We start from the raw sequence: 21,999 nt of genomic DNA, 5'->3' as shown, positions 1-21,999 counted from the left end.
TCAGCCAGATGAAGCAGGAGTCCGCCCTCTGACCGAAAGACCAGAGGGCTTCACCTGGCGCGGTCATCGGCGTCCCCGCCTGTCCCGCAACTTCAGCTTGAAGAAATTCGGTTAATAATCCGTTTCTTCATCTGGCCAAAAATATCCCGGAGCGCGAGGCAGAGCCTCGCAAATACGATCTCCGCCTTGCCGTTGGGCCCGTTCTGCGCGATAGGTTGCACCAAGTCTTCGGAGGATCGCGCATGAAAATCGCCACGTTCAACATCAACGGCATCAAAGCGCGGGTCGAAGCCCTGCCCCGTTGGCTGGACGAAGCGCAGCCCGACGTTGTGCTGCTGCAAGAGATCAAGTCGGTCGATGAAAACTTCCCGCGCGAGATATTCGAAGAGCGTGGGTTCAACGTGGAAACCCACGGACAAAAAAGCTTCAACGGCGTTGCAATCTTGTCGAAGCTTCCCCTCGAGGATGTATCCCGCGGCCTTCCCGGCGATGACGCGGATGAACAGGCCCGCTGGATAGAAGCCACCGTCGTTGGCAAAAAGGCTCTTCGGATCTGTGGGTTGTACCTGCCCAATGGCAATCCGGCACCCGGCCCGAAATACGATTACAAACTGGCATGGATGGAACGGCTATATGACCGTGCCCGTGATTTGCTGGCAACCGAAGAACCCGCGTTGATGGCGGGGGATTACAACATCATCCCGCAGGCGGAGGACGCCAAACGCCCCGAAGCATGGCGCGACGATGCATTGTTCCGCCCCGAAAGCCGCGCCGCATTTCGCAAGATCCTGAATCTGGGCTTCACCGAAGCGTTCCGGGCCACCACCCAAAGCGCGGGGCACTATTCATTCTGGGACTACCAGGCCGGGGCCTGGAACCGGAACGACGGAATTCGGATCGATCACTTTCTGCTGACCCCGCAAGCGGCAGATCTAATGCGGGATTGCCAGATTGATGCCGCCGTGCGCGGGCATGAAAAACCCTCGGATCACGTGCCTGTCTGGGTCGATCTGGATATTTAGCAGTTCAGGCCGTGACGTCGTGGCTGTATATCCATTCGTAGCGGCGTGACAATTTCCCTCCGATGGCCATAAGCGCACATTGGGCCGCCAAACGGGCGGGGCCTGACAAGTGGAAATTGCGTGCATTCGACCCGGCAGCCGCAACCACGCTTTCTGCCCTCGGCTTGCGCTTTTGCTCGTAGGCGGCAAGCGCGCTGGTGACGCCCGAGTGCTCGTCGAATGATCGTGCAAGCACCCAGGCATCTTCCAGCGCCAGGCAGGCGCCTTGTGCCATGAACGGCAAGGTCGGATGCGCCGCGTCCCCCAGCAGTGCCAAACGACCGTTCTGCCATTTTTCAGCGACCGGGCGCAGGAACAGGGCCCACAGATTCACATCCGAGACCTTTGACAGAATCTCACCTACCGGACCGCCGAACCCTGAAAAACGTGCGCGCAATTCATCCGGATCGCCCTTCAGCTTCCATCCCTCTTCCCGCCAGTCCGAGCGTTCCTCGACCGCAACGATGTTCATCATGCTTTGATCGCGCAATGGATAGGTTACGACATGCCGACCCGGCCCCATGGTCAGGGATGCCGTAACCACGCCTGAATCCGGTCGCCAGGGAATGGTGGCGCGCCAGACGACCTGGTGCGTGAACGAGGGTGTCTCGGGCCCGTTCAGAGCCGGGCGAATCGTGCTTCGGCCACCGTCGGCGGCGATGACGCATTCGGCGCGCAGCCGTTCGCCGCTCGCCAACAGGATTTCGGCTTCGTTGGGGTGTTTCTGCACATTGGAAACCTTGGCCCCCAGACGGACATCCACACCGGCCTTGCAGGCCGCAGAATGCAGCAGATTCAACAGATCCGCACGATGAAAAAAATAGGTCGGGCCAGCCGAAGGGCCGGGCAGCCGGCTGACAACGCGGCCTTTGCGGTAATCGCGCAAGATCGTACCGTGCGACTTCTGGCCCGCAGACAGATCCGCCACCCCAAGCGCGCGCAGCACGCACATCCCGTTTTCACTGATCTGAAGGCCCGCGCCAACCTCGGTCAATGCCGGGGCTTGCTCTAGCAGGGTGACCAGCGCCCCGTGTTGCCGCAGCGCCAACGCAGCCGCCAGACCGCCGATACCGCCGCCAATTACACAGAAATTCAACCGATTGATCTTCATGCCCCCCGCATAACGCAAAAACGCCGAAGCCACAGGCCCCGGCGTTCGAAATTTTCCAGTTGTACCCGGCGATCAATCGTCGCGGTGGACCTTTTCGCGGCGCTCGTGGCGCTCTTGCGCCTCCAGCGTCATGGTCGCAATCGGACGTGCATCCAGGCGTTTCAGCGAAATCGGATCGCCGGTCTTTTCGCAGTAGCCGTATTCACCTTCTTCGATCCGGCGCAGGGCTGCGTCGATCTTGGCAACCAGCTTGCGCTGGCGGTCGCGTGTCCGCAGTTCCAGAGCGCGATCGGTCTCCTCGCTCGCGCGGTCTGCGACATCCGGAATGTTTCGGGTGTTGTCCTGTAGCCCTTCGATCGTATCGCGGCTGCCCGCCAAAAGCTCATTCTTCCAATCCAACAGCTTGCGGCGGAAATATTCAAGCTGACGTTCATTCATGAAAGGTTCATCTTCGGCCGGGCGGTAATCCTCCGGCAGAAAAACTTCCTGTTTCATATTTGCTCCCTCGGTATGGCCAGAAACGTCGGTCGCGGATGTTTCACCTGACATTTGGCACCCCCTTCTGCGCAGCGTTTAGCCGACGGGCGTGGGATTGTCACTACACAAACGTTGCTTCAGCCCGCCCTCGTGCTGTTTTGTCTAAATATGAGACAAACAACAACAAAACCCTGTTTTTCTATGAAATTTAGCAGGCCTTTTTGAGGCAGGTGTCAATTGGCAGGGTCCATTCGCGCACACGAATCAACCAAAAGGGCTTGGAGTTCCTGCAAAAATCGCCTCAACCGACGCAGGGACGCGGGTTGTCAAAATCATTGACCGTCTGTAACCCGGACAACACAACCTGCCCACGGATCACGAAAAACCACACGAGAGGCCCATGACCGCACGCTTTCAAGGTACAGCCGAATATGTCGCCACTGACGATCTGACGATTGCCGTGAACGCCGCCGTCACACTTGAACGCCCGTTGCTGGTCAAGGGCGAGCCCGGCACCGGCAAGACAGAGCTTGCCAAACAGGTGGCCGGCGCACTGGGGCTGAGGATGATTGAGTGGAACGTGAAATCCACCACCCGCGCGCAGCAGGGCCTGTATGAATATGACGCGGTCAGCCGCCTGCGGGACAGCCAGTTGGGTGAGGAACGCGTGCATGACGTGTCGAACTATATACGCAAGGGCAAGCTGTGGCAGGCCTTCGAGGCCGACGAAAAGGTCGTTCTGCTGATCGACGAGATCGACAAGGCGGATATCGAGTTTCCAAACGACCTTTTGCAGGAACTCGACAAGATGGAGTTCCATGTCTACGAGACAGGGGAAACGATCCGGGCCAAAAACCGCCCTATCGTCATCATCACCTCGAACAATGAAAAGGAACTGCCGGACGCGTTTCTGCGCCGCTGTTTCTTTCACTACATCCGCTTCCCGGACGAGGCCACGATGCGCCGCATAGTCGAGGTTCATCACCCCGGCATCAAGGATGCGCTGCTGACCACCGCTCTGACCCAGTTCTATGAAATCCGCGAGACGCAGGGGCTCAAGAAAAAGCCGTCAACATCGGAAGTGCTGGATTGGCTGAAGCTGCTGCTGGCCGAGGACCTGAGTGCCGAAGACCTCAAGCGCGGCGGCGCAGATGCGCTTCCGAAACTGCATGGCGCGTTGCTGAAGAATGAACAGGACGTGCATCTGTTCGAACGTCTGGCCTTTATGGCACGCGGCAAACGATAGCCGGAGGGGGACCGGTCGGTGATCATGGCTTGCCTTGGGACGGCCCGGATGCCAGCATCGGCCCATCTGGCGAAACAGAGCTTCGCCGCCCACAGAATTGGATGAATCGCGTGGCGAACGCACTGACAATCCGCACCCTGCGTGCCGAGGACAAAAGCCAATGGGCCGACATGTGGCGGGACTATCTGGCGTTTTATGAAACCGCCCTGCCCGATGATGTATACGAAACAACCTTTTCCAGACTACTGGGCGACGACCCGCAGGATTTTTCCTGTTTCGTTGCCGAGCAGAATGGCGCCCTGGTCGGACTGACACATTATCTGTTTCATCGCCACGCTTGGAAGGTGGAAAAGGTCTGCTACCTGCAAGACCTGTTCGCGCGCGCCGAGGCGCGGGGGGCAGGCGTTGGCCGGGCCTTGATCCAGGCGGTCTATGATGAGGCAGATCGTCAGGGCGCGCCGTCGGTCTATTGGCTGACCCAGGAGTTCAACCATACCGCGCGGAAACTGTATGATCGCATCGGCACACTGACACCGTTCATCAAGTACGCCCGCTCATGAAGCGATTGAGTGCCCTTTTTCTGGCACTGGTTGTTGCCGGCTGCGCGACGGTTGAAACGATCGAACTGCCCGATCAGGTCGCGCCCATCGAAGCAAGCCTGCCGCCTGCAAAGTCTTTTTCAACGGCGCGCCCTTCGCCGCCTGCTCGGTCCAACAAGAACATCGCCTCTGACTTCCTGTCCCTGCATTTCGAACTTGAAAGCGGCGCCGCCCTGCCCGTTTTCACGCGTTTTGAGACCCCGGTCACAGTCCGCCTGACAGGATCGCCGACCGCAAGCATGCAGCAGGATCTGACCCGGTTGCTCAACCGTCTGAAGCGCGAAGCCGGGATCAACATCCGACAGATCGACGAAGGACAGGCCAATATCACCATCGAAGCCGTCAGCCAGAAAGACATTCTGCGCATTCTGCCCAATGCGGCCTGTTTCGTCGTCCCCAACTCCTCGAGCCTTGAAGAATATCGCCGTGACCGCCGAAAGATCAAAAGCAGCTGGACTGAACTGCGCAAACGCGAACGGCTTGGGATTTTCATCCCATACGACGTAAGTCCGCAGGAAATACGTGATTGCCTGCATGAAGAACTGGCCCAAGCGCTTGGTCCGCTGAACGATCTGTATCACCTGCCGGATTCGGTGTTCAACGACGACAATATCCATACGGTTCTGACCGGGTTCGACATGTTGATCCTGCGGGCGGCCTATGCGCCGGAACTGCGCACCGGTATGACCCGCGATCAGGTTGCCGCGGTCATCCCGGGGGTTCTCAGCCGGATGAACCCGCGCGGGGACAGGGTGCCCGTTCAACCCTTTACGGATACGCCGCGCGAATGGATTGACGCGATTCAGAAATCACTGGGACCGGGGGCGGGGTCGCCCAGACAGCTGCGCGCTGCCCGAAAGGCGGCACGGATCGGTCAGCAGCAGGGATGGACGGATCACCGCCGCGCCTATCCTCATTATCTGATAGGCCGGATGGAACAATTCCGGGACCCCAACGAAGCTCAACGCCAGTTTCAGATTGCGCAGCAATTTCTGAAGGCCACGCCCGGCACAGAGGTGCATCAGGCCTATGTCACCACGCAAACCGCGGCATTTGCGCTGGCACAGGAAAAGGGACCCAGTGTGCTGCCCGAGCTGAACAGGGCCATCGATGTCATGACACGGGCTGAAAATGCGTCTTTGCTGGCCACGTTGTTGTTGCTGAAATCAGAAGCGCTGAAGCAGGCGGGGCAGATACAGCAGGCACGTGCCGTCAGGCTGGACAGCCTGGGATGGGCGCGGTACGGGTTTGGCTCGGATCTGGTGGCCCAGTCGTTGTCACGGGGCAATGGCCGAAGAAACACGGATGGCACGAAAGACGGATGACGCACATATGTTGGTAGTTCTGGGAATGGCGGCACTGGGTGCGACCGTGGGCGCACTGGCCGCGAAAAAGCGCAGCGGCAATCGGGCCGACATGGCGCAATATGCCGCCGGATACGGCATTGCCTTTGCGCTGGTGGGTCTGGTGATCTCGTTGATTCTGGTGCGTTTGGTGGCCTGACACGATGTTCCTGCCCTTTTTCGAAAACCTTCGCAAAGCTGGAATCCCGGTATCGCTGCGGGAGTATCTGACTTTTTTGGAAGGCATGAAAAAGGGTCTGGTCACCTATGATGTCGAGGCGTTCTACTATCTCGCCCGCGTGTCGATGGTGAAGGACGAACGCAACATCGACAAGTTCGACCGCGCCTTTGCCGCCAGTTTCGAAGGACTGAACGAGATCAGCTTCGATCAGGTTCTGGAAGCCGTTGACATCCCTGGCGACTGGCTGGCCAAAATGGCCGAAAAGCACCTGTCGGATGAAGAAAAAGCCGAGATCGAGGCGCTTGGCGGTTTCGACAAGCTGATGGACACGCTGCGCGAGCGTCTCAAGGAACAACAAGGCCGCCATCAGGGCGGCAACAAGTGGATCGGCACGGCCGGGACCTCTCCTTTCGGGGCCTATGGCTACAACCCCGAAGGCGTGCGCATCGGCCAAAAGGAAAGCCGCCACCAGCGCGCGGTCAAGGTTTGGGACAAGCGCGAATTCAGAAACCTGGACGACACGGTTGAACTGGGCACGCGCAACATCAAGGTTGCCCTGAAACGCCTGCGCCGCTGGGCGCGCGAAGGTGCTGCGGAAGAACTGGATCTGGACGGCACCATTCGCGCCACGGCCGAACACGGCTATCTGGACGTCAAGACCCGCCCCGAACGTCACAACGCGGTCAAGGTCCTGCTGTTCCTGGACGTTGGTGGATCAATGGACCCCCATATCAAAGTGGTGGAAGAGCTGTTTTCGGCCGCACGGTCCGAGTTCAAGCATCTGGAATACTATTATTTCCACAATTGCCTTTACGAAGGCGTCTGGCGTGACAATCGCCGCCGCTGGGACCAGCAGACGCCCACGCATGAAGTGTTGCGCACCTATGGGCCCGACTACAAATGCATCTTCGTCGGCGACGCCTCGATGAGCCCATATGAGATCGCCTATCCCGGCGGTGCCAACGAGCATTGGAACGCAGAGGCCGGGCAGGTCTGGCTGCAACGCGCGCGGGATCAATGGACATCGAACCTGTGGATCAATCCCGTGCCCGAGAAGTACTGGGAATACACCCATTCCATCAGCATGATCCAGGAGATCTTCGAAGGCCATATGGTGCCGATGACCCTGGCCGGGCTGGAACAGGGAATGAAAGCGCTGACCCGTTGAGGTCAGCGCCAGAGTTTACCCGGCAATCACCTGAATCCCAAGAAACAGGATCGCTGCCAGCATGGCCGCTGCGGGAACAGTGATAACCCACGCGGCAACGATGGTCAGGAAATGCGACCGGCGAACCAGCTTGCGGCGGCGGCGTTCTTCCGCCGCAACGCGGGGGCGTTCGGGAAAAGCCAGCCTTGAGCGTTTCAGCCTTCGCTCGGCATCCCATTCCCGGAAGAACCCGACGCCGAATACAGCGCCAACCGCGATGTGGGTGGAACTGACAGGCAAGCCCAGCCAACTGGCGACAATCACCGTGATCGCGGCTGACAGCGCGACGCAATAGGCCCGCATCGGGTTGAGCTTGGTGATCTGGCTGCCGACCATGCGGATCAGTTTCGGACCAAACAGGAACAGGCCGAACGATATCCCAAACGCACCGATGACCATGACCCAATAGGGAATGCTGACGGCATGCGTGAAATCGCCCGAGGCAGAGGCCTGCACAATCGCGGCCAACGGGCCCACTGCATTGGCAACGTCATTTGCGCCATGCGCAAAGCTCAGCAACGCCGCAGAGACGATCAGGGGAATTCCAAACAGAATTTTCAGCGATTTGTTGCGGTTCTCAAGCCCTTCGGACTGACGGCGGATAATCGGGATCATCACGGCCCAGATCAGCCCGCCACAGACCGCACCGATCAGCAGCGCCGTCCCGAGATCAATCTTGATGATCTTCTTGAGGCCCTTGAGCGCCAGGTAAGATGCAAAGGCGCCCGCCATGATCCCGACCAGCATCGGCACCCATTTGCGGGCCGCGGCGATCTTGTCTTCCTGATAGATGATCCTGGCCTTGATGAACCACAGGAAACCGGCTGCGACCAAGCCCCCCAGAACCGGCGAGATCACCCAGCTGGCGGCGATTTTGCTCATGGTGCCCCAGCTTACGGCACCGAACCCGGCAGCGGCTATCCCGGCCCCCATGACGCCGCCGACGACCGAATGCGTGGTGGAAACCGGCGCCCCGATCCATGTCGCCAGATTGACCCACAGCGCCGAGGACAGCAGCGCCGCCATCATCGCCCATATGAAGACGTTGGCCGTTCCCATGCTTTCCGGCGCGATGATTCCCTTGGCGATGGTTGATACGACATCGCCCCCGGCGACGAGCGCTCCGGCACTTTCAAAAATGGCGGCAATGGCGATGGCACCGCCCATCGTCAGCGCATTCGCCCCCACTGCGGGCCCCATGTTGTTGGCGACGTCATTGGCCCCGATGTTCAGCGCCATATAGGCCCCGAACATCGCCGCGATCACGACGATGAGCGCGTTGCTGCCCTGCCCGAACAGGAAAGCGGCCACAAGGCCTGCGACAACAATGAATACCAGAGCGATCCCTGAGCCCACAAAAGGCCGTCCAGCCTGTGCGGTCGCCATTTCGAGGCGTGAAAAGCGACGCAAATCCCGGTCGAGCGTTTCCAGGTGACGCGCTTCATAGTTCTTGTCGGTCATGGGTCCCTCATCGATAGCGCCCTGTCGGTTAAGTGGGATCGTCGAAATAATCAACAGCTCATGTCGCAAGATCGCAACTTATCGAAGTTTGTGCCGATTTCGGCGCACGAACATGCGGGTCCCGACGAACATCCCGCAGGTGTGACTTGCGCAATGCCCATGTTCGGACCATATCTTTGGCATGCTTCGATTGACTCCGATCCTGCTGGCCATTGGCTATGCCATCGTGATGTACCGGATTTCCGTCTGGCGCACCCATCGTGAGCTGGACGCAAAATCGACCGAACTGGCCGATCCGGTGCTGAAACGGATGACGGACCGGCTGGCCGCAGCTTTGGAAATCGATCGGGTCCCCGTCTATATCTACGAGATCGACCCGGTGAACGGGCTGGCTGCTCCGGACGGTCGGATTTTCATCACGCGCGGGTTTTACCGAAAATTCCGCAACGGAGAGGTTTCGGCCGAGGAGATGGCCAGCGTGATCGCACATGAGTTGGGGCATGTTGCCTTGGGTCATGCAAAGCGACGGATGATTGATTTTTCAGGTCAAAACGCAATGCGGACGGCGCTGATCATGGTGCTGAACCGGTTTATTCCGTTCATCGGAGCGATGATTGCGAATGCCTTGACGTCATTGCTGGCCTCGCGCCTGTCACGACAGGATGAGTATGAGGCGGACGAATATGCCGCCGCCTTGCTGACCAAGGCCGGAATCGGGATCGGGCCGCAGAAATCCTTGTTTCACAAGCTGGAAGACTTGACGCAACAACGGGCGGGCGTTGCCCCGGCATGGTTGATGAGCCACCCGAAAACGGGTGAGCGCATAGCGGCACTGGAGGCCCTTGAGCAGCGTTGGGCGCGTGGCTGAGGGTGCGCAGCGAGAGGCCAGCCTCTCGCGCTCTCCGGGATATTTTTAGCCAGATGAAGGGGGCCCCCGTCTATTGGGTGAGCGCCTTGCCAAGGCGTGGAAGGCGGGCCTTTTTCATCAGCGCCCGCAGGGTCCATTGGTGGCCGGACAGGCGGATGGCTTCACTCAGAACGCGATCGGCGATGGTCGCCAGGCCGTCAGGGTCCGATAGCCAGAGACCATGCAGCAAGCCATCGGGATCTCGGCGGTCGAGCCCCTCCTCTGCCAGGATATTTCTGGGGAAATCCTTGGCGTTGACGGTGACGATGACGTCAGCCGAGGCCGTGATGGCCGTCGCCAGAACGTGGATATCGGCTGAGTCGGGCAGCCAGAGGCGCTGCTCCAACCCCGGGACCGGCGCGCGTTCGGCCTGCAGCCACTGCGCCTGCGCCAAGGCAATTTCGGCACGGGCTTGCGCCTCGCCCGTCGGGCCCAGCTTGCGCGCGGCGCGGGCCCATTCTTCGAGGATGCGGGCAGACCAGATCGGAGTGAAATGGCCAAGGCGGGCCGCGCCCAGCAGCATCTCGCGCATCACCGTGGGATAGATGACGCAGGTGTCAAGAACGGCCTTCACAGGCGGTAGAACACTGCTTTGAGGTAGCCGCTTTCCGCCAGTTGCGGCAGTTGCGGGTGATCCGGACCCGCAAACCCGGTGTGGATCAGTTGCGCCTGACGCCCGGCGCGCCCGATCCCACGGGAGGACGCATCGCGGAACCGGCCCAGGTCGGCCGCGTGCGAACACGAACACAGCCCCAGATAACCACCGGGTTTGACCAGAGGCGCCGCCAGTCGTGCGATACGTTCATAGGCGCGCAGCCCTGCATCCAGCGCTTGTCTGGACGGCGCAAACGCGGGCGGATCGCAGATCACCACGTCAAATCGCGCGCCTTCTTCGCCCAGTTGAGTCAGAACCACGAACGCGTCGCCCTGCCGGGTTTGGAACTTTTCAGCAAGGCCCGACGCCTCGGCTCCTTTTTTCGCCAGGTCGAGCGCGGCGGCTGAGCCATCGACGGACAATGCCTGCCCCGCACCGCCTGCAAGCATCGCCAGACCGAAGCCGCCGACATGGCTGAACACGTCCAGCACCTGCGCATCGGGATGAACCAGACGCGCGGCAAAGGCGTGGTTGGGGCGCTGGTCGTAAAACAGCCCGGTCTTCTGACCGCCTGTCAGATCCGCCATGTAGGTGGCGCCATTCATCGGCACCGGCAGGGGCGCATCGGGCGCGGTTCCGCGCAATACCTGGTTGATGTCGTCCAGCCCTTCCAGCCCGCGTGTACGGCCCGAGGCGTTCTTCAGCACCGTGGTCACGCCAGTCGCTTTGACCAGAGCTTGTGCCAGCACATCCAGGTGCGCCTCGGCCCAGGCCGCGTTCGGCTGAATGACGCAGGCCTCGCCAAAGCGGTCGATGATGACGCCGGGGAAGCCGTCCGCTTCGGCATGGATCAGGCGATAATACGGGGCGTCAAACAGGCTTTCCCGCAGATCGAGGGCGCGCTGCAAACGGTTCTCGAACCACGTCGCGTCAAGCTGCGCGTCGATGTCACGGTCCAGCACCCGGCAAATGATCTTGGACGCGGGGTTGACCGCGACCAGCGCGACGGGCGCCCGTTTGTCATCTTCGAGCACGGCCAGAGCGCCCGCGGGGATTTTTCGGGTACGGCGGTCCGAGACGATGTCATTGGCATAGACCCAAGGGAAACCATGGCGCAGGCCGCGCGCATTGGCTTTGGGTTTCAGGCGGATACGGGGGCGGTCGGCAGATTGGGTCATGGCGCCCTCATAGTCCTGAACGCGCCGGTGGGAAAGCCCTAGCGGTTACGGGATCGCCAACCGCCGCGGCGTTTTGGGGCCTTTGCCGTCTGAAGGCCTTCGGTCAGAACCTGTGTCATCGGATGATCGGGGTTCTGCTCGGCATAGCCCGCGTGCAGCTCGGCCAGCGCAGTGTTCTGGTCGCGATCCGCAGGAAGGCTCAGCGCCCAGTCCAAAAAGATGCTGCGGCACTCTGGCAGGGTGATGCCGTCGATTCGATAGGCTTCGCGGATCAGACCTTTGTGGTCGTTGGGATCACTGCTGCGCGCCATCTTCTTCCCCCTTGATCACGCCGCCGATCAGATCGGCCGCGGTCGTGTAACATTCCTGCAATGCCGCCTGCAACGCCTCGACCTGTTCGAACCCGGTGGCGCGGCACAAAAATGCAGTACCGCCTTCGCCGATCTTGTCGGCTTCGATTGTCTTGCCCGACAGCAACCGCGCGGCGCATTGCACCGACCAGAATAGGTCATAGCAGTCTTTCAGAGATTGCGCCTGCGCGACATCCAGCAACCCGGCTGCGACGGCACCATCCAGACCCGACGCGACATCGCGCTGCGCGGACCCTGCCAGCAAAGTACCGGTTTCGGCCATCAATTCGATATCCATCAGCCGGCCGGGGCCTTTCTTGGCGTCCCAGATGCCGGCGGGCGCCTTGGCTGCGGCCAGGCGTGACCGCATCTCGGCCACTTCGCGCAGAACCTTCCCCTGCTCTCGCGGGTGCGACAGAAACTCGGTGCGGAAGGCTTCGATTTCCTCGGCCAGTCCGGCGTCCCCGGCAACAACATGCGCGCGGGTCAGAGCCAAATGCTCCCACACCCAAGCTTCGTTCCGCTGGTAATTGACAAAGCTGGCCCAACTGGTCGCAACCGGCCCCTGATTGCCCGAGGGACGCAATCGCATATCGACCTCATACAAGCGTCCTTGCGACATCGGCGCGGACAATGCCGTGATCAGGGCCTGCGTGAACCGCGCATAATACGTGCGCGTGGCCAAAGGGCGCGGACCGTCAGACATGTCCTGATCCAAAGGATCGTAGATGACGATCATGTCCAGATCGGATTGCGAGTTGATCCGGCCTGCCCCCAGCGACCCCATCCCAAGCACGGCAGCGCCCCGCCCCGGTGCAGGGCCGTGTTTGCGGGCGAAATTTTCGGTGACATGCGGCAGGATGGCCGCGATGACCGACTGCGCAAGCTCGGCATATTGCCGACCTGCCTTTTTTCCGTCGATCAGGCCGCGCAGGTGATGCACGCCGACCCGGAAATGCCATTCCTTGCACCAGCGTCGGGCAAGATCAAGCTGGGTTTCATAATCCGTTTCTTCCGACAAAGCCTGCGTCAGTTCCGCTTGCAACGCCTCTTGCCCGGGCCAATCCGCAAAGAAACTGCCCCCGATCACCGCATCAAACACCGACGCGTTGCGGGACAGGTGCGATGCCAGAGCATGCGAGGTTCCGACGATATCGATCAGCAAGTCGATCAGTTGCGGATTCGCCTCGAACAGCGAAAACAGCTGCACCCCAGCGGGCAGGCCTGCCAGGAACCCGTCCAAAGCCAACAATGCTTCGTCGGGCTTGGCGGTTTTGGCCAGACGTGACAGCAATTCGGGGCGCAGACGTTCGAAAATCCGCGCGCCGCGCTGGGACCTCAGGGCCGGGTATGTCGTCCATCGGGCCAGAACGTTCTTGTCGAACTCCACATCCTGTACATGGGCGGGCGCCGCACCCGGCCCGGGGGCAAAGAACCCTTCGGTCAGCTCATGCACTTCGGTCAGGCGGTTTTTCAGGTCCTGCGTCAACTCGGCACTGCTGATCCCCATCAGGCAGGCGACGCGTTCGATCCCGTCGGGTGAGTTCGGCACCTTGTGGGTCTGCGCATCATGAATCATCTGGATGCGATGTTCGACTTCGCGGTGCGCGCGGTAATGATCGGTCAGCTTGTCCGCCACATCCTGCGGCACCCATCCTTTGGAGGCCAGCGCCGCCAACCCGGGAACCGTGCCTCGCACCCGCAGGTCAGCGTCCCGCCCGCCCGCGATCAACTGGCGGGTTTGCGTGAAGAACTCGATCTCGCGGATACCGCCCTGCCCCAGTTTCATGTCGTGACCCGGGATCGACAAAGACCCGCCTGTCCCTTTGTTTTCCCGGATGCGCAGGCGCATGTCATGGGCGTCCTGAATGGCGGCAAAGTCCAGATGGCGGCGCCAGACAAAGGGGCGCAAGCCGTCCAGGAAACGCTGCCCCGCATCCAGATCCCCGGCGCAGGGCCGCGCCTTGATGTAAGCCGCGCGCTCCCACGTGCGACCGAGGCTTTCGTAATACCGCTCGGCGGCCTCCATCGCCATGCAAACCGGTGTCACGGCCGGGTCGGGGCGCAGCCTCAGATCCGTTCGGAACACATAGCCATCCGCCGTCTTCTCGCTCAACGTCGCACAGAAGTTGCGCGTGGCCCGAACCATGCCCTGCCGGGCCTCGTAAAAGTCATCGGGGTCAAAGCGCGTCTCATCAAACAGGACGATCAGATCGATATCCGAGCTGTAGTTCAGCTCATGCGCGCCCATCTTGCCCATCGCCAGTATGACCAGGCCGGCTGCGGTTTCGACATCATCCTCGGTCATGCCCGGCAGCTTCTTGCGCCGGATCAGTGTCGCGATCTCGGCCTTGGCGGCAACATCCGCGGCCAGCGCACCGAAATCGGTCAGGGCCGCCGTGACCTTCTCCAATGGCCACGCACCTGCAATATCGGCCAACGCCGTAAGCAAAGCCATTCGCCGCTTGGCCTGCCGCAATCCGGGTTTCAACTGATCCGGCGGCAGATCACCCGCAGCAACCATGACGTCGGCCAATGCCTGATCTGGGTGCATCAGGGCCTCGGGCAGCCAGCCCTTCTCTTGTTCGATCAGACTTTTTAGATAGGGGCTGGAACCGGCGGTGCCCGCCACCAATTCCGCCATCTCGGCCGGCAAATCAGGCATCAGGGCCCGCGCTTCGGCCCCCAGGGATGGATCGAAAGCGCGCGGAAGTCTTGAAATGGCTAAAACGTCTGTCATGGGCGCAAACTGCGCATCGTGGCGCGTGATCGTCAATGGGGCATTCTGATCAGGTGTTCTGAACCGGCGTGTCCTGACTGAAACTGTTGACCCAAACGTCGTTTCTGCGTTCCCACAAAGAAGAAATCAGCATCGCCTCGCGCGTTGTCGCACCCGGGCGCAGGTAATCGGCCTTGTAGGACAGCAGGACGATATCCGGTGTCAGAACACGTAGTCTTTCGCCGCTCAGTTCGAACTCGGCCATCGACGGTGCGTCTGCAAATTGACCGACATGATCGTCACGATTGGCAAATCCCGTCGGATAGACCCCAAGAAAATCCGCGCTCAGCAACGCCCGGTCTGCGCTTGCGTTGCCCTCGACCAGCGCCATCCAGACCTGCTTTTCCAAATTCAGAATCTCACTCAGCGCAGGTGCCGTTTTGTGTTCTGTCATATCCATTTCCGCAACCTGCGGCTGATGACGCTCACCGTCAACCGGCTTGCTGAATGTAAACCTTTTTTACATTGACCCCTTGCAACCCCCGCCCACGACCCCATCTAAGCAATGTGAAAAGAGTTTACATCAACCCTGGAGAGCTCAAATGACCGCATTGTCCGACCCCGCCGTCCCCGCGAATCCGGGATGGCTTTATCGAATCGAGGCCTGGCTGGATGACAAAGGCAAAGGGGCCTGGATCGCCGCCATGGTCCTTAGTTTTATCTTCTTCTGGCCGGTTGGCCTGGCCCTTCTGGCTTACATGATCTGGAGCAAACGCATGTTCAGCAAATCCTGCAGCCGCCGCAAATCCTGGCACAGCCACATGAGCGCGATGAAACCATCCGGCAACAGCGCGTTTGACGCCTACAAGGCAGATACACTGGCCCGCCTTGAACGCGAACAGCAGGACTTCGAGGCATTCCTGCGCCGCCTGCGCGATGCCAAGGACAAGGCGGAGTTCGACGAGTTCATGGACGAACGCGCCCGCGAGAACCATGAAGACGACGGAAATGGCAAGCCCGCCTGATTGACCTTGCCCTGTCCCGGCATTCCGGGACAGGGTACCCTGACCCATTTTTTTCGGACCTGACGAATGAACCACCTGCCTGACCCGGATACCCAACCAGAATTCTACAACTCGGTAACAAGCAAACGCTTTGTCGCTTGGTTGTTTGATATCGCCTTCATCTCGCTGCTCTGCACCGTGGCGATCCTGTTGAGCGCAGGCCTCGGTCTGTTTTTTCTGGCAGTGATCTATGCCGTGATCAGCTTTGTCTATCGCGTAGTAACCATCACGAACGGCTCGGCCACACTGGGCATGCGGTTCATGGGAATCGAATTGCGCGACGCATTCGGAGAACGAATGGATATGGGCAAGGCCATCGCCCACACTGCCGGCTATTTCGTCAGCATGGCGTTTGCGGTGATCCAGATCATCTCGGTGATCATGATGTTGACCAGCGCCCGCGGCCAGGGTCTGACCGACAGTTTTCTGGGCACGGTCATGATCAATCGACGGGCCTGACACGCGGTTGCGCGAAACACTTGGCGGCCTCGGGAACGGTTGCTATCATCCCTCCCGAGGCTATCCGGGAACTTCATGCGACACACGCTGCCAATTGCGCCACAATTCTATGTCACGGCCCCGCAACCCTGCCCCTATCTCGATGGCAGGATGGAGCGTAAGCTGTTTACCGCGCTCCAGGGCGAAGGTGCGGAACAGTTGAACAATTCCCTGTCGCAGCAGGGGTTTCGCCGATCGCAGAATGTACTCTACCGCCCTTCCTGCACAGATTGCGCAGCCTGCCTGTCCGCCCGGATCGACGTCTCGGCGTTCCGCCCGACAAAAAGCCAGAAACGCGCTGTGAAACGCAACGGATATCTGCAACGCCGCGCCACATCGCCCTGGGCCACGGACGAGCAGTATGAGCTGTTCCGCCGCTATCTTGACACCCGGCACGCCGATGGCGGCATGGCCGACATGGATGTGTTCGAATTTGCGGCAATGATCGAGGAAACCCCGATTCGAAGCCGGGTGGTGGAATATGCAGATCCTGAGACCGGCGACCTGATCGCTGTCAGCCTGACCGACGTGCTCGATGATGGGCTGAGCATGGTCTACTCTTTCTACGATCCGAAGCAGCCTCAGAATTCTCTGGGCACCTATATGATCCTGGACCATATCGAGATCGCGCGCGAAGCTGGCCTGCCCTATATCTACTTGGGCTATTGGGTCCCCGGCAGCCCCAAGATGGGCTACAAGGCAAAATTCTCCGGGCTTGAGGCCTATGTTCAGGGCGAATGGCAAAAGATCGCAGATCCTGATACCTTCTGCTCTTCCTCACGGCACCCCCTGTCCACCGCTCCGATTGCCGAGCAAGTGGCCAATATCCAGCTTCCCGACCGCCACCCCACCAAGGGCTGACCACCCCATGAAACAGAACCTGCACGCCGTCACACTCGTGGTGCCGGATTACGATGACGCACTTGCGTTTTACACGGAAAGACTTGGCTTCCAGCTCTTGAAGGACATCGATCTCGGGGGCGGAAAACGCTGGGTCCTGATCACACCGCCGGGTTCAAGCGGCGGCGGCCTTCTTTTGGCCAAAGCCGACGGGCCCGAACAACGCGCCGCCATCGGCAACCAGACCGGCGGCCGTGTGGGCTTTTTCCTTCAAACCGATGATTTCCAACGCGACTACACACAGATGCGTGCCAACGGGGTCCATTTCGAAGAAACTCCCCGCTTTGAATCCTATGGCACAGTCGCCGTCTGGCGCGACCCTTATGGCAACCGCTGGGATCTGATCCAATTCACCTGATCCGCTTCTTCATCTGGCCGAAAGTATCCCGGGGATGAATTGGCCGCAGGGCAAGAAGGGGCTGGCCCCTTCCCTGCAACAAACAAGAAAAAGGGGACCTTCGGGCCCCCTTTTGCATTTTGATGATCCGGATCAGTTCGGGATCAGGTCCGGTACGATCGTGACAATCGCCGGGAAGAACCACAGAATTGCGATCCCTACCACCTGGATCAAAACAAATGGAATGATCCCGCGATAGATATGGCCCGTCGTCACTTCCTTCGGCGCAACCCCTCGCAAGTAGAACAACGCGAACCCGAACGGTGGTGTCAGGAAGGATGTTTGCAGGTTCACCGCCACCATGATCGTCACCCATTTCGGATCGAACGACCCGCCATAGATCACCGGCCCCACGATCGGGATCACGATGTAGATGATCTCGAGGAAATCCAGCACGAAGCCCAGAATGAACAACACCAGCATCACGATCAGGAAGACCGTGAACTCGTTGTCAAAACTCTTCAGGAATTGCTGGATATAGTGCTCCCCTCCGAACGAGATCACCACCAGGTTCAGCAATTGCGATCCGATCAGGATGGTAAACACCATCGAGGTCACCTTGGCCGTCTCGCGCACCACCGGGGTCAGAACTCCGCTTGAATACAGCACCCAGCACCCGAACAGCAGCCCGAACAAGGCATACAGATAGGCTGCATACGCGATGATGAAGGCGATCCAGGTCTCCAACGTCACATTGCCCTGATTGACCCGCAGGTCAAAGTTGACCCCCATCAGCAAGGCGATGATCACGGCAAAGGTCGACCAGATGATCACCTTGCCCGATCGCCCCTGATCCTGAAGCTTGCGATAGGCCGCCAGCATGATCGCGCCACCCGCCCCCAGCGCAGCCGCCGGCGTCGGGTTGGTCACACCACCCAGAATCGATCCCAGAACCGCGATGATCAGAACCAGTGGCGGGAAGACCACGCGGATCAGGTCATTGGTCGCACATCGCGCTGCGGCTTCCTTGCAACCATACATGGCCAGCGCAAATGGCAACGCGAGCAACAGGAACGTCGCCCCTGAAGTTGTTGTGGGCGAAATCAGCAAAATATCGACCAACACCATAAGCAGCAGACCAATCGCACCAACGATAAGCGGCTGTGGCGCACGCGAGGGGGCGATGCCACGGCCCAGAACCAGAGTGAGGCCCAACAGCACGACGGTGATCGCGACACCCGTGCCAATTGGTGCGGCTGATGCAATCATTTCCTGTTGTGCGGCGGCCAGTTCTTCTTCGGTCAGGCGCTGAGACTCAGCTGCACCGCCAGCGGCATCAATGGCTTCCTGCTCGGCGACGGCCTGATCCCAGGCGGCCTGACCATGCAGATCGATCATCGATACCTTGCATTCTTCCGACACGTTGGTACGCAACGATGCGCCCTGTCCGATGTCCGAGAAAGCCGAGACCGAAATGTTCTGGCTGCCGATCAGGCCGACATTGCCCAGCAACACGGTGCCGACAATCAGCGCAACCGGTGCGCCCAGCAGCCAAGTCAGACCTTCGGACCGGGTGATCGGCTCACCCGACCCGCCTGACAGCGCCACGGCAGGTGCCTTATGGGGATTCAGCAATGCATAACCAAACGCATACAACGCATAAAGCAGGGCCAGAAGAATCCCCGGCAAAAGAGCCGCCTGGAACAAGGTTCCGACCGAGACAACCGCCGGCTCTCCCAAATAGGTCAGCGCATCGGTACATCCCGCCTCAACGGCCCGCGTCTCCTGCGCCGTCGAATACAGATCACCCGCCAATGTGCCAAGCAGAACGATCACGATCGAGGGGGGAATGATTTGTCCCAGCGTGCCCGAGGCCGCGATCACACCCGTTGCAAGCTCTGGCGAGTAATTGTTCCGCAACATGGTCGGCAGCGCCAGCAGGCCCATCGTCACCACGGTCGCGCCGACAATGCCGGTAGAGGCCGCAAGAAATGCCCCTACAACCACGATGGACACGGCCAGACCACCCGGCAGCGGTCCAAAGACGCGCGCCATCGTCGTCAGCAGGTCGTTCGCGATTTTCGAGCGTTCCAGCGTGATACCCATCAGAACGAACATCAGCACGGCCAGCAATGTTTCGATGGACTGACCGGCCAGAACACGTTCGTTCATGCGATTGACGATGAACGACACGTTGCGGTCCAGCGCGGTTTCCCAACCTTGCACAAAAACCGGCTCGGCGATCCTCGGCAAGTCCGGGTATCGGAACACGGAAATCACATCCGCTTTGACCCCGGAATTCACCAGATCCCGATAGGCTTGTGAGCCCGTGTCGATTGCCTGGTGGACCAACAGCCCGGCGCTGTCCAGTGCGGCAATGATCCCGAAGGAGATCACCCCGGCACCACCGATGGCAAAGGCCACCGGGAAGCCGGAAAGGATGCCCCCGAAGAGGCAGAAGAATACGATAATGAGGCCTATCTCGACGCCATCAAGTCCGAATAGCATTGTCTTGGTCTCCGTCCCTAATGCGCGCCTTCATAGGCTTCTTCGCCCTCGCCAAGGCTGTCCTTGTCGAGGTATTTTCCAGTGCTTTCCGGCCCTTCCACATACTCAAGATACGAGCGGTACAGGAATGCGATTGCGTGCAGGAACACCATCGCGGCAAAGGCCACCAGCAAGATCTTGAACAGGAAGTAGGCGTTGAATCCGTTGGGGCTGAACCCAATGGTTTCCACGTTCCAGCGCAGCGCACGGGACTTGGCCACCAGTCGGTCCAGCGTGTCACTGGCCGAAGGTTTCGGCACGATCAGGTGCCGCCACATGAAGTACCAGCCATACATCCAGGTCAGGACGGCCATGGGCATCATGAACAAAACCGCGCCAAGCATGTCGATCACGCGTTTGGCGCGATGGCTGACACCGGCATAGATAAGGTCAACGCGCACATGCCCTCCCTGCACGAATGTGTAAGTGCAGCACAGACAAACGACCATGGCGTTGTAAAGCTTCAGTTCCTCGGAATACCAACTGATGTCTTTGCTGAGCGGAATACCAAACCCGAACGCCATGTCGGCTCGTGTGAAGATACGCTGCATGAAAACGATGATGATCTGCTGGATCACCATCAACAGCCCCGCCCAGGCAAAGAAGCGCCCGGTGGTGTTGGCGAAGCCCTCAAGGCCCCGCACGATGGCCCACATGAAGTTCCGGTAGTACAGCCCGATGGCCGTCAGAACCAGAAAGAAGGTGAACACCACGAAGAAGAACTCGACCGAACCGCCGTAATAGACAAAGCGCATGATCGACGCCTTGTCGGACCAGTCCAACCAGAGCTGCGGATGCGTGATGGCGTATCCGAAATTATAGAAGGCTTCGGCAATGTTCTGAATGAACCAGACCAGTCCATTCCACAGGGCGCCGAAGAACGAGATACCGTTTTCGTCCTGCATTTTGTCCCCAGGTCGTCTCAGTTGCACGTGGGATTAGTGTTGCTTGCCCATACCCCTTAGCGCAACGGGAAAGGTTCCCCCGCCGCGCGGGGGAACCGGTTGTCCTTGGATCAGAAAGGCTTAGCCGCGAACACGGTCACGCTGAGTGGTGTAAGCGCCCGACGATTTGTTCAGCCACGCCGACGACGCAGCCATCGACGTCATTGCGCTGTCATGGATCTTCTTGAACAGCTCATCGCTCATGTTTTCGTCCAGAACTTCCTGGCTGGCTTGGCCGAAGGCATCCCAGACACTGTCCGGGAATTCCAGAACCTTAACTCCACCCGACTGCAGACGCTGCAGAGCAGCACCGTTGTTGGCAAGGAATTGCGCCAGGTTCCACTGATGCGCTTCGGCAGCTGCGATCTCGATGATCTTCTGCTGTGCCGGCGACAGCTCGTCAAACACGTCGCGGTTGGTCGCCAGGGACAGACCCGCTGCCGGTTCGTGGAAACCTGCTGTGTAGAACGTCTTGGTGATTTCTTGGAAGCCCATCTTCTCGTCCGCCCACGGACCAATCCACTCGGTCCCGTCGATCGCGCCGGACGACAGCGCCTGATACACTTCCGACCCCGGAATGTTCTGAACCGATGCGCCCAGTTTACCCAACGCCTGACCGCCGAGACCCGGCATACGGAACTTCAGACCCTGGAAGTCTTCGGGGCCGTTGATCTCTTTCGAGAACCAGCCGCCCGCCTGCGCACCGGTGTTGCCCGCCAGGAAGGACTTCAGGCCAAAGATTTCGCCAAGTTCGTCATGCAGCTCCATACCGCCGTCATGATAGTACCAGTTCACCTGCTCCTGCGCTGTCATACCGAAAGGTACAGCGGTGAAGAACGCATAGCCCGGGTGCTGACCCACAAAGTAATAGTCAGCGGCGTGATACATGTCGGCCTGCCCCGACGAAACCGCGTCAAATACTTCGAACGCGCCAACCAGTTCGCCGGCGGCTTTGATATCGACATTCAGGCTGCCATCCGACATGGCATTGATGCTGTCGGCACAACGCTGTGCGCTGTCGAACACGCCCGCGGCTCCGCGACCCCACGAGGTCACCATGGTCAGAGTACGCTGTCCCTGCGCATAGGCCGGTGCCGCCAGAGCGGTTGCAGCAGCAGCCGAGCCGCCCAGCGCGGATTTTTTCAGAAATGAACGACGATCCATATGAGTGTTCCTCCCCTTCATAGTCACGGCCCGGCAGAACCGGACCTGTCGCATTCAGTGCGCGTCAGCCTAATGTGACCGAACTGAAAGGGAATACCTACTACTGCGTA

The 21,999-nt window shown here is 59.8% G+C and carries 22 protein-coding genes; 11 read left to right on the top strand and 11 right to left on the bottom strand.

Translation table 11 applies throughout. The annotated features are described in order from the left end of the window. The first annotated feature begins 242 nt into the window (after window positions 1-242). On the top strand, window positions 243-1,022 hold the full coding sequence (gene xth / locus GS612_RS05550; RefSeq protein WP_171614269.1) for an exodeoxyribonuclease III: 780 nt from the start codon (window positions 243-245) through the stop codon (window positions 1,020-1,022). A 4-nt stretch (window positions 1,023-1,026) separates the two neighbouring features. On the opposite strand, the gene GS612_RS05545 is transcribed toward xth, so the two are convergent. Further along, window positions 1,027-2,172 carry an FAD-dependent monooxygenase gene (locus GS612_RS05545; RefSeq protein ID WP_171639329.1) on the bottom strand — a complete coding sequence of 382 codons (1,146 nt, stop codon included), beginning with the start codon at window positions 2,170-2,172 and terminating at the stop codon, window positions 1,027-1,029. A 72-nt stretch (window positions 2,173-2,244) separates the two neighbouring features. Continuing rightward, complete coding sequence (gene dksA / locus GS612_RS05540) at window positions 2,245-2,667, bottom strand: RNA polymerase-binding protein DksA (RefSeq protein ID WP_171167736.1); 423 nt, start codon at window positions 2,665-2,667, stop codon at window positions 2,245-2,247. Window positions 2,668-3,049: 382 nt separating this feature from the next. Here dksA and GS612_RS05535 point away from each other — a divergent pair, with 382 nt between their 5' ends. From GS612_RS05535 to GS612_RS05515, 5 genes are all read left to right on the top strand, one after another. Continuing rightward, window positions 3,050-3,895 (top strand): MoxR family ATPase, encoded by an 846-nt coding sequence (locus GS612_RS05535; protein WP_152458249.1) that lies wholly within the window; start codon window positions 3,050-3,052, stop codon window positions 3,893-3,895. A gap of 170 nt (window positions 3,896-4,065) precedes the next feature. Then, complete coding sequence (locus GS612_RS05530) at window positions 4,066-4,455, top strand: N-acetyltransferase family protein (RefSeq protein WP_371809327.1); 390 nt, start codon at window positions 4,066-4,068, stop codon at window positions 4,453-4,455. Further along, on the top strand, window positions 4,452-5,819 hold the full coding sequence (locus GS612_RS05525) for a DUF2927 domain-containing protein (RefSeq protein ID WP_171639327.1): 1,368 nt from the start codon (window positions 4,452-4,454) through the stop codon (window positions 5,817-5,819). The genes GS612_RS05530 and GS612_RS05525 overlap by 4 nt, the downstream gene beginning before the upstream one ends. Beyond that, a complete protein-coding gene (locus GS612_RS05520) occupies window positions 5,800-5,997 on the top strand; it encodes a hypothetical protein (protein WP_171638649.1) in 198 nt (65 codons plus the stop codon). Before GS612_RS05525 ends, GS612_RS05520 begins: the two co-directional genes overlap by 20 nt. Before the next feature lie 4 nt (window positions 5,998-6,001). Continuing rightward, the gene (locus GS612_RS05515) at window positions 6,002-7,186 is read left to right on the top strand and encodes a VWA domain-containing protein (RefSeq protein WP_171639326.1); all 1,185 of its coding nucleotides are present in this window, start codon (window positions 6,002-6,004) and stop codon (window positions 7,184-7,186) included. Between the two features lie 15 nt (window positions 7,187-7,201). Here the strand turns inward: GS612_RS05515 and GS612_RS05510 are convergent, their stop codons facing one another. Continuing rightward, window positions 7,202-8,686 carry an inorganic phosphate transporter gene (locus tag GS612_RS05510; protein ID WP_170343996.1) on the bottom strand — a complete coding sequence of 495 codons (1,485 nt, stop codon included), beginning with the start codon at window positions 8,684-8,686 and terminating at the stop codon, window positions 7,202-7,204. Between the two features lie 181 nt (window positions 8,687-8,867). Here GS612_RS05510 and GS612_RS05505 point away from each other — a divergent pair, with 181 nt between their 5' ends. Next, complete coding sequence (locus GS612_RS05505) at window positions 8,868-9,554, top strand: M48 family metallopeptidase (protein WP_152458255.1); 687 nt, start codon at window positions 8,868-8,870, stop codon at window positions 9,552-9,554. 70 nt (window positions 9,555-9,624) lie between these two features. On the opposite strand, the gene GS612_RS05500 is transcribed toward GS612_RS05505, so the two are convergent. From GS612_RS05500 to GS612_RS05480, 5 genes are read right to left on the bottom strand one after another with little or no spacing between them, the layout of a single operon-like run. Beyond that, window positions 9,625-10,167: an RSP_2648 family PIN domain-containing protein gene (locus GS612_RS05500; RefSeq protein ID WP_171639325.1), complete on the bottom strand. Its 543-nt coding sequence runs from the start codon at window positions 10,165-10,167 to the stop codon at window positions 9,625-9,627. Next, complete coding sequence (locus tag GS612_RS05495) at window positions 10,164-11,366, bottom strand: RSP_2647 family RNA methyltransferase (protein ID WP_171639324.1); 1,203 nt, start codon at window positions 11,364-11,366, stop codon at window positions 10,164-10,166. The genes GS612_RS05500 and GS612_RS05495 overlap by 4 nt, the downstream gene beginning before the upstream one ends. A gap of 38 nt (window positions 11,367-11,404) precedes the next feature. Then, complete coding sequence (locus tag GS612_RS05490) at window positions 11,405-11,677, bottom strand: hypothetical protein (RefSeq protein ID WP_152458258.1); 273 nt, start codon at window positions 11,675-11,677, stop codon at window positions 11,405-11,407. Then, window positions 11,661-14,456, bottom strand: coding sequence for a glutamine-synthetase adenylyltransferase (locus GS612_RS05485; protein ID WP_171639323.1), 2,796 nt, complete (start codon window positions 14,454-14,456; stop codon window positions 11,661-11,663). Before GS612_RS05485 ends, GS612_RS05490 begins: the two co-directional genes overlap by 17 nt. A 49-nt stretch (window positions 14,457-14,505) precedes the next feature. Next, complete coding sequence (locus tag GS612_RS05480; protein WP_216603505.1) at window positions 14,506-14,889, bottom strand: nuclear transport factor 2 family protein; 384 nt, start codon at window positions 14,887-14,889, stop codon at window positions 14,506-14,508. 148 nt (window positions 14,890-15,037) lie between these two features. On the opposite strand from GS612_RS05480, the gene GS612_RS05475 reads away from it, so the two are divergent. From GS612_RS05475 to GS612_RS05460, 4 genes are all read left to right on the top strand, one after another. After that, on the top strand, window positions 15,038-15,460 hold the full coding sequence (locus GS612_RS05475) for a DUF2852 domain-containing protein (protein ID WP_171639321.1): 423 nt from the start codon (window positions 15,038-15,040) through the stop codon (window positions 15,458-15,460). A gap of 66 nt (window positions 15,461-15,526) precedes the next feature. Further along, complete coding sequence (locus tag GS612_RS05470; RefSeq protein WP_171115477.1) at window positions 15,527-15,958, top strand: RDD family protein; 432 nt, start codon at window positions 15,527-15,529, stop codon at window positions 15,956-15,958. Between the two features lie 75 nt (window positions 15,959-16,033). Then, window positions 16,034-16,858 carry an arginyltransferase gene (locus GS612_RS05465; protein ID WP_171639320.1) on the top strand — a complete coding sequence of 275 codons (825 nt, stop codon included), beginning with the start codon at window positions 16,034-16,036 and terminating at the stop codon, window positions 16,856-16,858. Between the two features lie 7 nt (window positions 16,859-16,865). Beyond that, window positions 16,866-17,255, top strand: a complete 390-nt coding sequence (locus tag GS612_RS05460) for a VOC family protein (protein ID WP_171115473.1) — start codon at window positions 16,866-16,868, stop codon at window positions 17,253-17,255. Window positions 17,256-17,387: 132 nt separating this feature from the next. Here GS612_RS05460 and GS612_RS05455 read toward each other — a convergent pair whose 3' ends face one another. The 3 genes from GS612_RS05455 to GS612_RS05445 all read right to left on the bottom strand — a co-directional run bounded on the left by GS612_RS05455 (window position 17,388) and on the right by GS612_RS05445 (window position 21,889). Further along, window positions 17,388-19,742, bottom strand: coding sequence for a TRAP transporter large permease subunit (locus GS612_RS05455; protein WP_171639319.1), 2,355 nt, complete (start codon window positions 19,740-19,742; stop codon window positions 17,388-17,390). Between the two features lie 17 nt (window positions 19,743-19,759). After that, window positions 19,760-20,686 (bottom strand): TRAP transporter small permease subunit, encoded by a 927-nt coding sequence (locus GS612_RS05450; RefSeq protein WP_171639318.1) that lies wholly within the window; start codon window positions 20,684-20,686, stop codon window positions 19,760-19,762. Window positions 20,687-20,806: 120 nt separating this feature from the next. Then, a complete protein-coding gene (locus tag GS612_RS05445) occupies window positions 20,807-21,889 on the bottom strand; it encodes a TRAP transporter substrate-binding protein (RefSeq protein ID WP_171639317.1) in 1,083 nt (360 codons plus the stop codon). Window positions 21,890-21,999: the final 110 nt, after the last annotated feature.

It is taken from the genome of Ruegeria sp. HKCCD6157 (assembly GCF_013110685.1).
Taxonomy (GTDB): domain Bacteria; phylum Pseudomonadota; class Alphaproteobacteria; order Rhodobacterales; family Rhodobacteraceae; genus Ruegeria.
This window is presented reverse-complemented; position numbering and strand designations above follow the sequence as displayed.

Excerpts from the sequence above, each read along its gene's own strand:
- GS612_RS05490 (WP_152458258.1), bottom strand. The coding sequence starts at position 11,677 with ATGGCGCGCAGCAGTGATCCCAACGACCACAAAGGTCTGATCCGCGAA.
- GS612_RS05515 (WP_171639326.1), top strand. The coding sequence starts at position 6,002 with ATGTTCCTGCCCTTTTTCGAAAACCTTCGCAAAGCTGGAATCCCGGTA.
- xth (WP_171614269.1), top strand. The coding sequence starts at position 243 with ATGAAAATCGCCACGTTCAACATCAACGGCATCAAAGCGCGGGTCGAA.
- GS612_RS05520 (WP_171638649.1), top strand. The coding sequence starts at position 5,800 with ATGGCACGAAAGACGGATGACGCACATATGTTGGTAGTTCTGGGAATG.
- dksA (WP_171167736.1), bottom strand. The coding sequence starts at position 2,667 with ATGAAACAGGAAGTTTTTCTGCCGGAGGATTACCGCCCGGCCGAAGAT.
- GS612_RS05475 (WP_171639321.1), top strand. The coding sequence starts at position 15,038 with ATGACCGCATTGTCCGACCCCGCCGTCCCCGCGAATCCGGGATGGCTT.
- GS612_RS05495 (WP_171639324.1), bottom strand. The coding sequence starts at position 11,366 with ATGACCCAATCTGCCGACCGCCCCCGTATCCGCCTGAAACCCAAAGCC.
- GS612_RS05530 (WP_371809327.1), top strand. The coding sequence starts at position 4,066 with ATGTGGCGGGACTATCTGGCGTTTTATGAAACCGCCCTGCCCGATGAT.
- GS612_RS05450 (WP_171639318.1), bottom strand. The coding sequence starts at position 20,686 with ATGCAGGACGAAAACGGTATCTCGTTCTTCGGCGCCCTGTGGAATGGA.
- GS612_RS05525 (WP_171639327.1), top strand. The coding sequence starts at position 4,452 with ATGAAGCGATTGAGTGCCCTTTTTCTGGCACTGGTTGTTGCCGGCTGC.
- GS612_RS05460 (WP_171115473.1), top strand. The coding sequence starts at position 16,866 with ATGAAACAGAACCTGCACGCCGTCACACTCGTGGTGCCGGATTACGAT.
- GS612_RS05485 (WP_171639323.1), bottom strand. The coding sequence starts at position 14,456 with ATGACAGACGTTTTAGCCATTTCAAGACTTCCGCGCGCTTTCGATCCA.
- GS612_RS05455 (WP_171639319.1), bottom strand. The coding sequence starts at position 19,742 with ATGCTATTCGGACTTGATGGCGTCGAGATAGGCCTCATTATCGTATTC.
- GS612_RS05545 (WP_171639329.1), bottom strand. The coding sequence starts at position 2,172 with ATGAAGATCAATCGGTTGAATTTCTGTGTAATTGGCGGCGGTATCGGC.
- GS612_RS05445 (WP_171639317.1), bottom strand. The coding sequence starts at position 21,889 with ATGGATCGTCGTTCATTTCTGAAAAAATCCGCGCTGGGCGGCTCGGCT.
- GS612_RS05505 (WP_152458255.1), top strand. The coding sequence starts at position 8,868 with ATGCTTCGATTGACTCCGATCCTGCTGGCCATTGGCTATGCCATCGTG.
- GS612_RS05465 (WP_171639320.1), top strand. The coding sequence starts at position 16,034 with ATGCGACACACGCTGCCAATTGCGCCACAATTCTATGTCACGGCCCCG.
- GS612_RS05510 (WP_170343996.1), bottom strand. The coding sequence starts at position 8,686 with ATGACCGACAAGAACTATGAAGCGCGTCACCTGGAAACGCTCGACCGG.
- GS612_RS05480 (WP_216603505.1), bottom strand. The coding sequence starts at position 14,889 with ATGACAGAACACAAAACGGCACCTGCGCTGAGTGAGATTCTGAATTTG.
- GS612_RS05535 (WP_152458249.1), top strand. The coding sequence starts at position 3,050 with ATGACCGCACGCTTTCAAGGTACAGCCGAATATGTCGCCACTGACGAT.
- GS612_RS05470 (WP_171115477.1), top strand. The coding sequence starts at position 15,527 with ATGAACCACCTGCCTGACCCGGATACCCAACCAGAATTCTACAACTCG.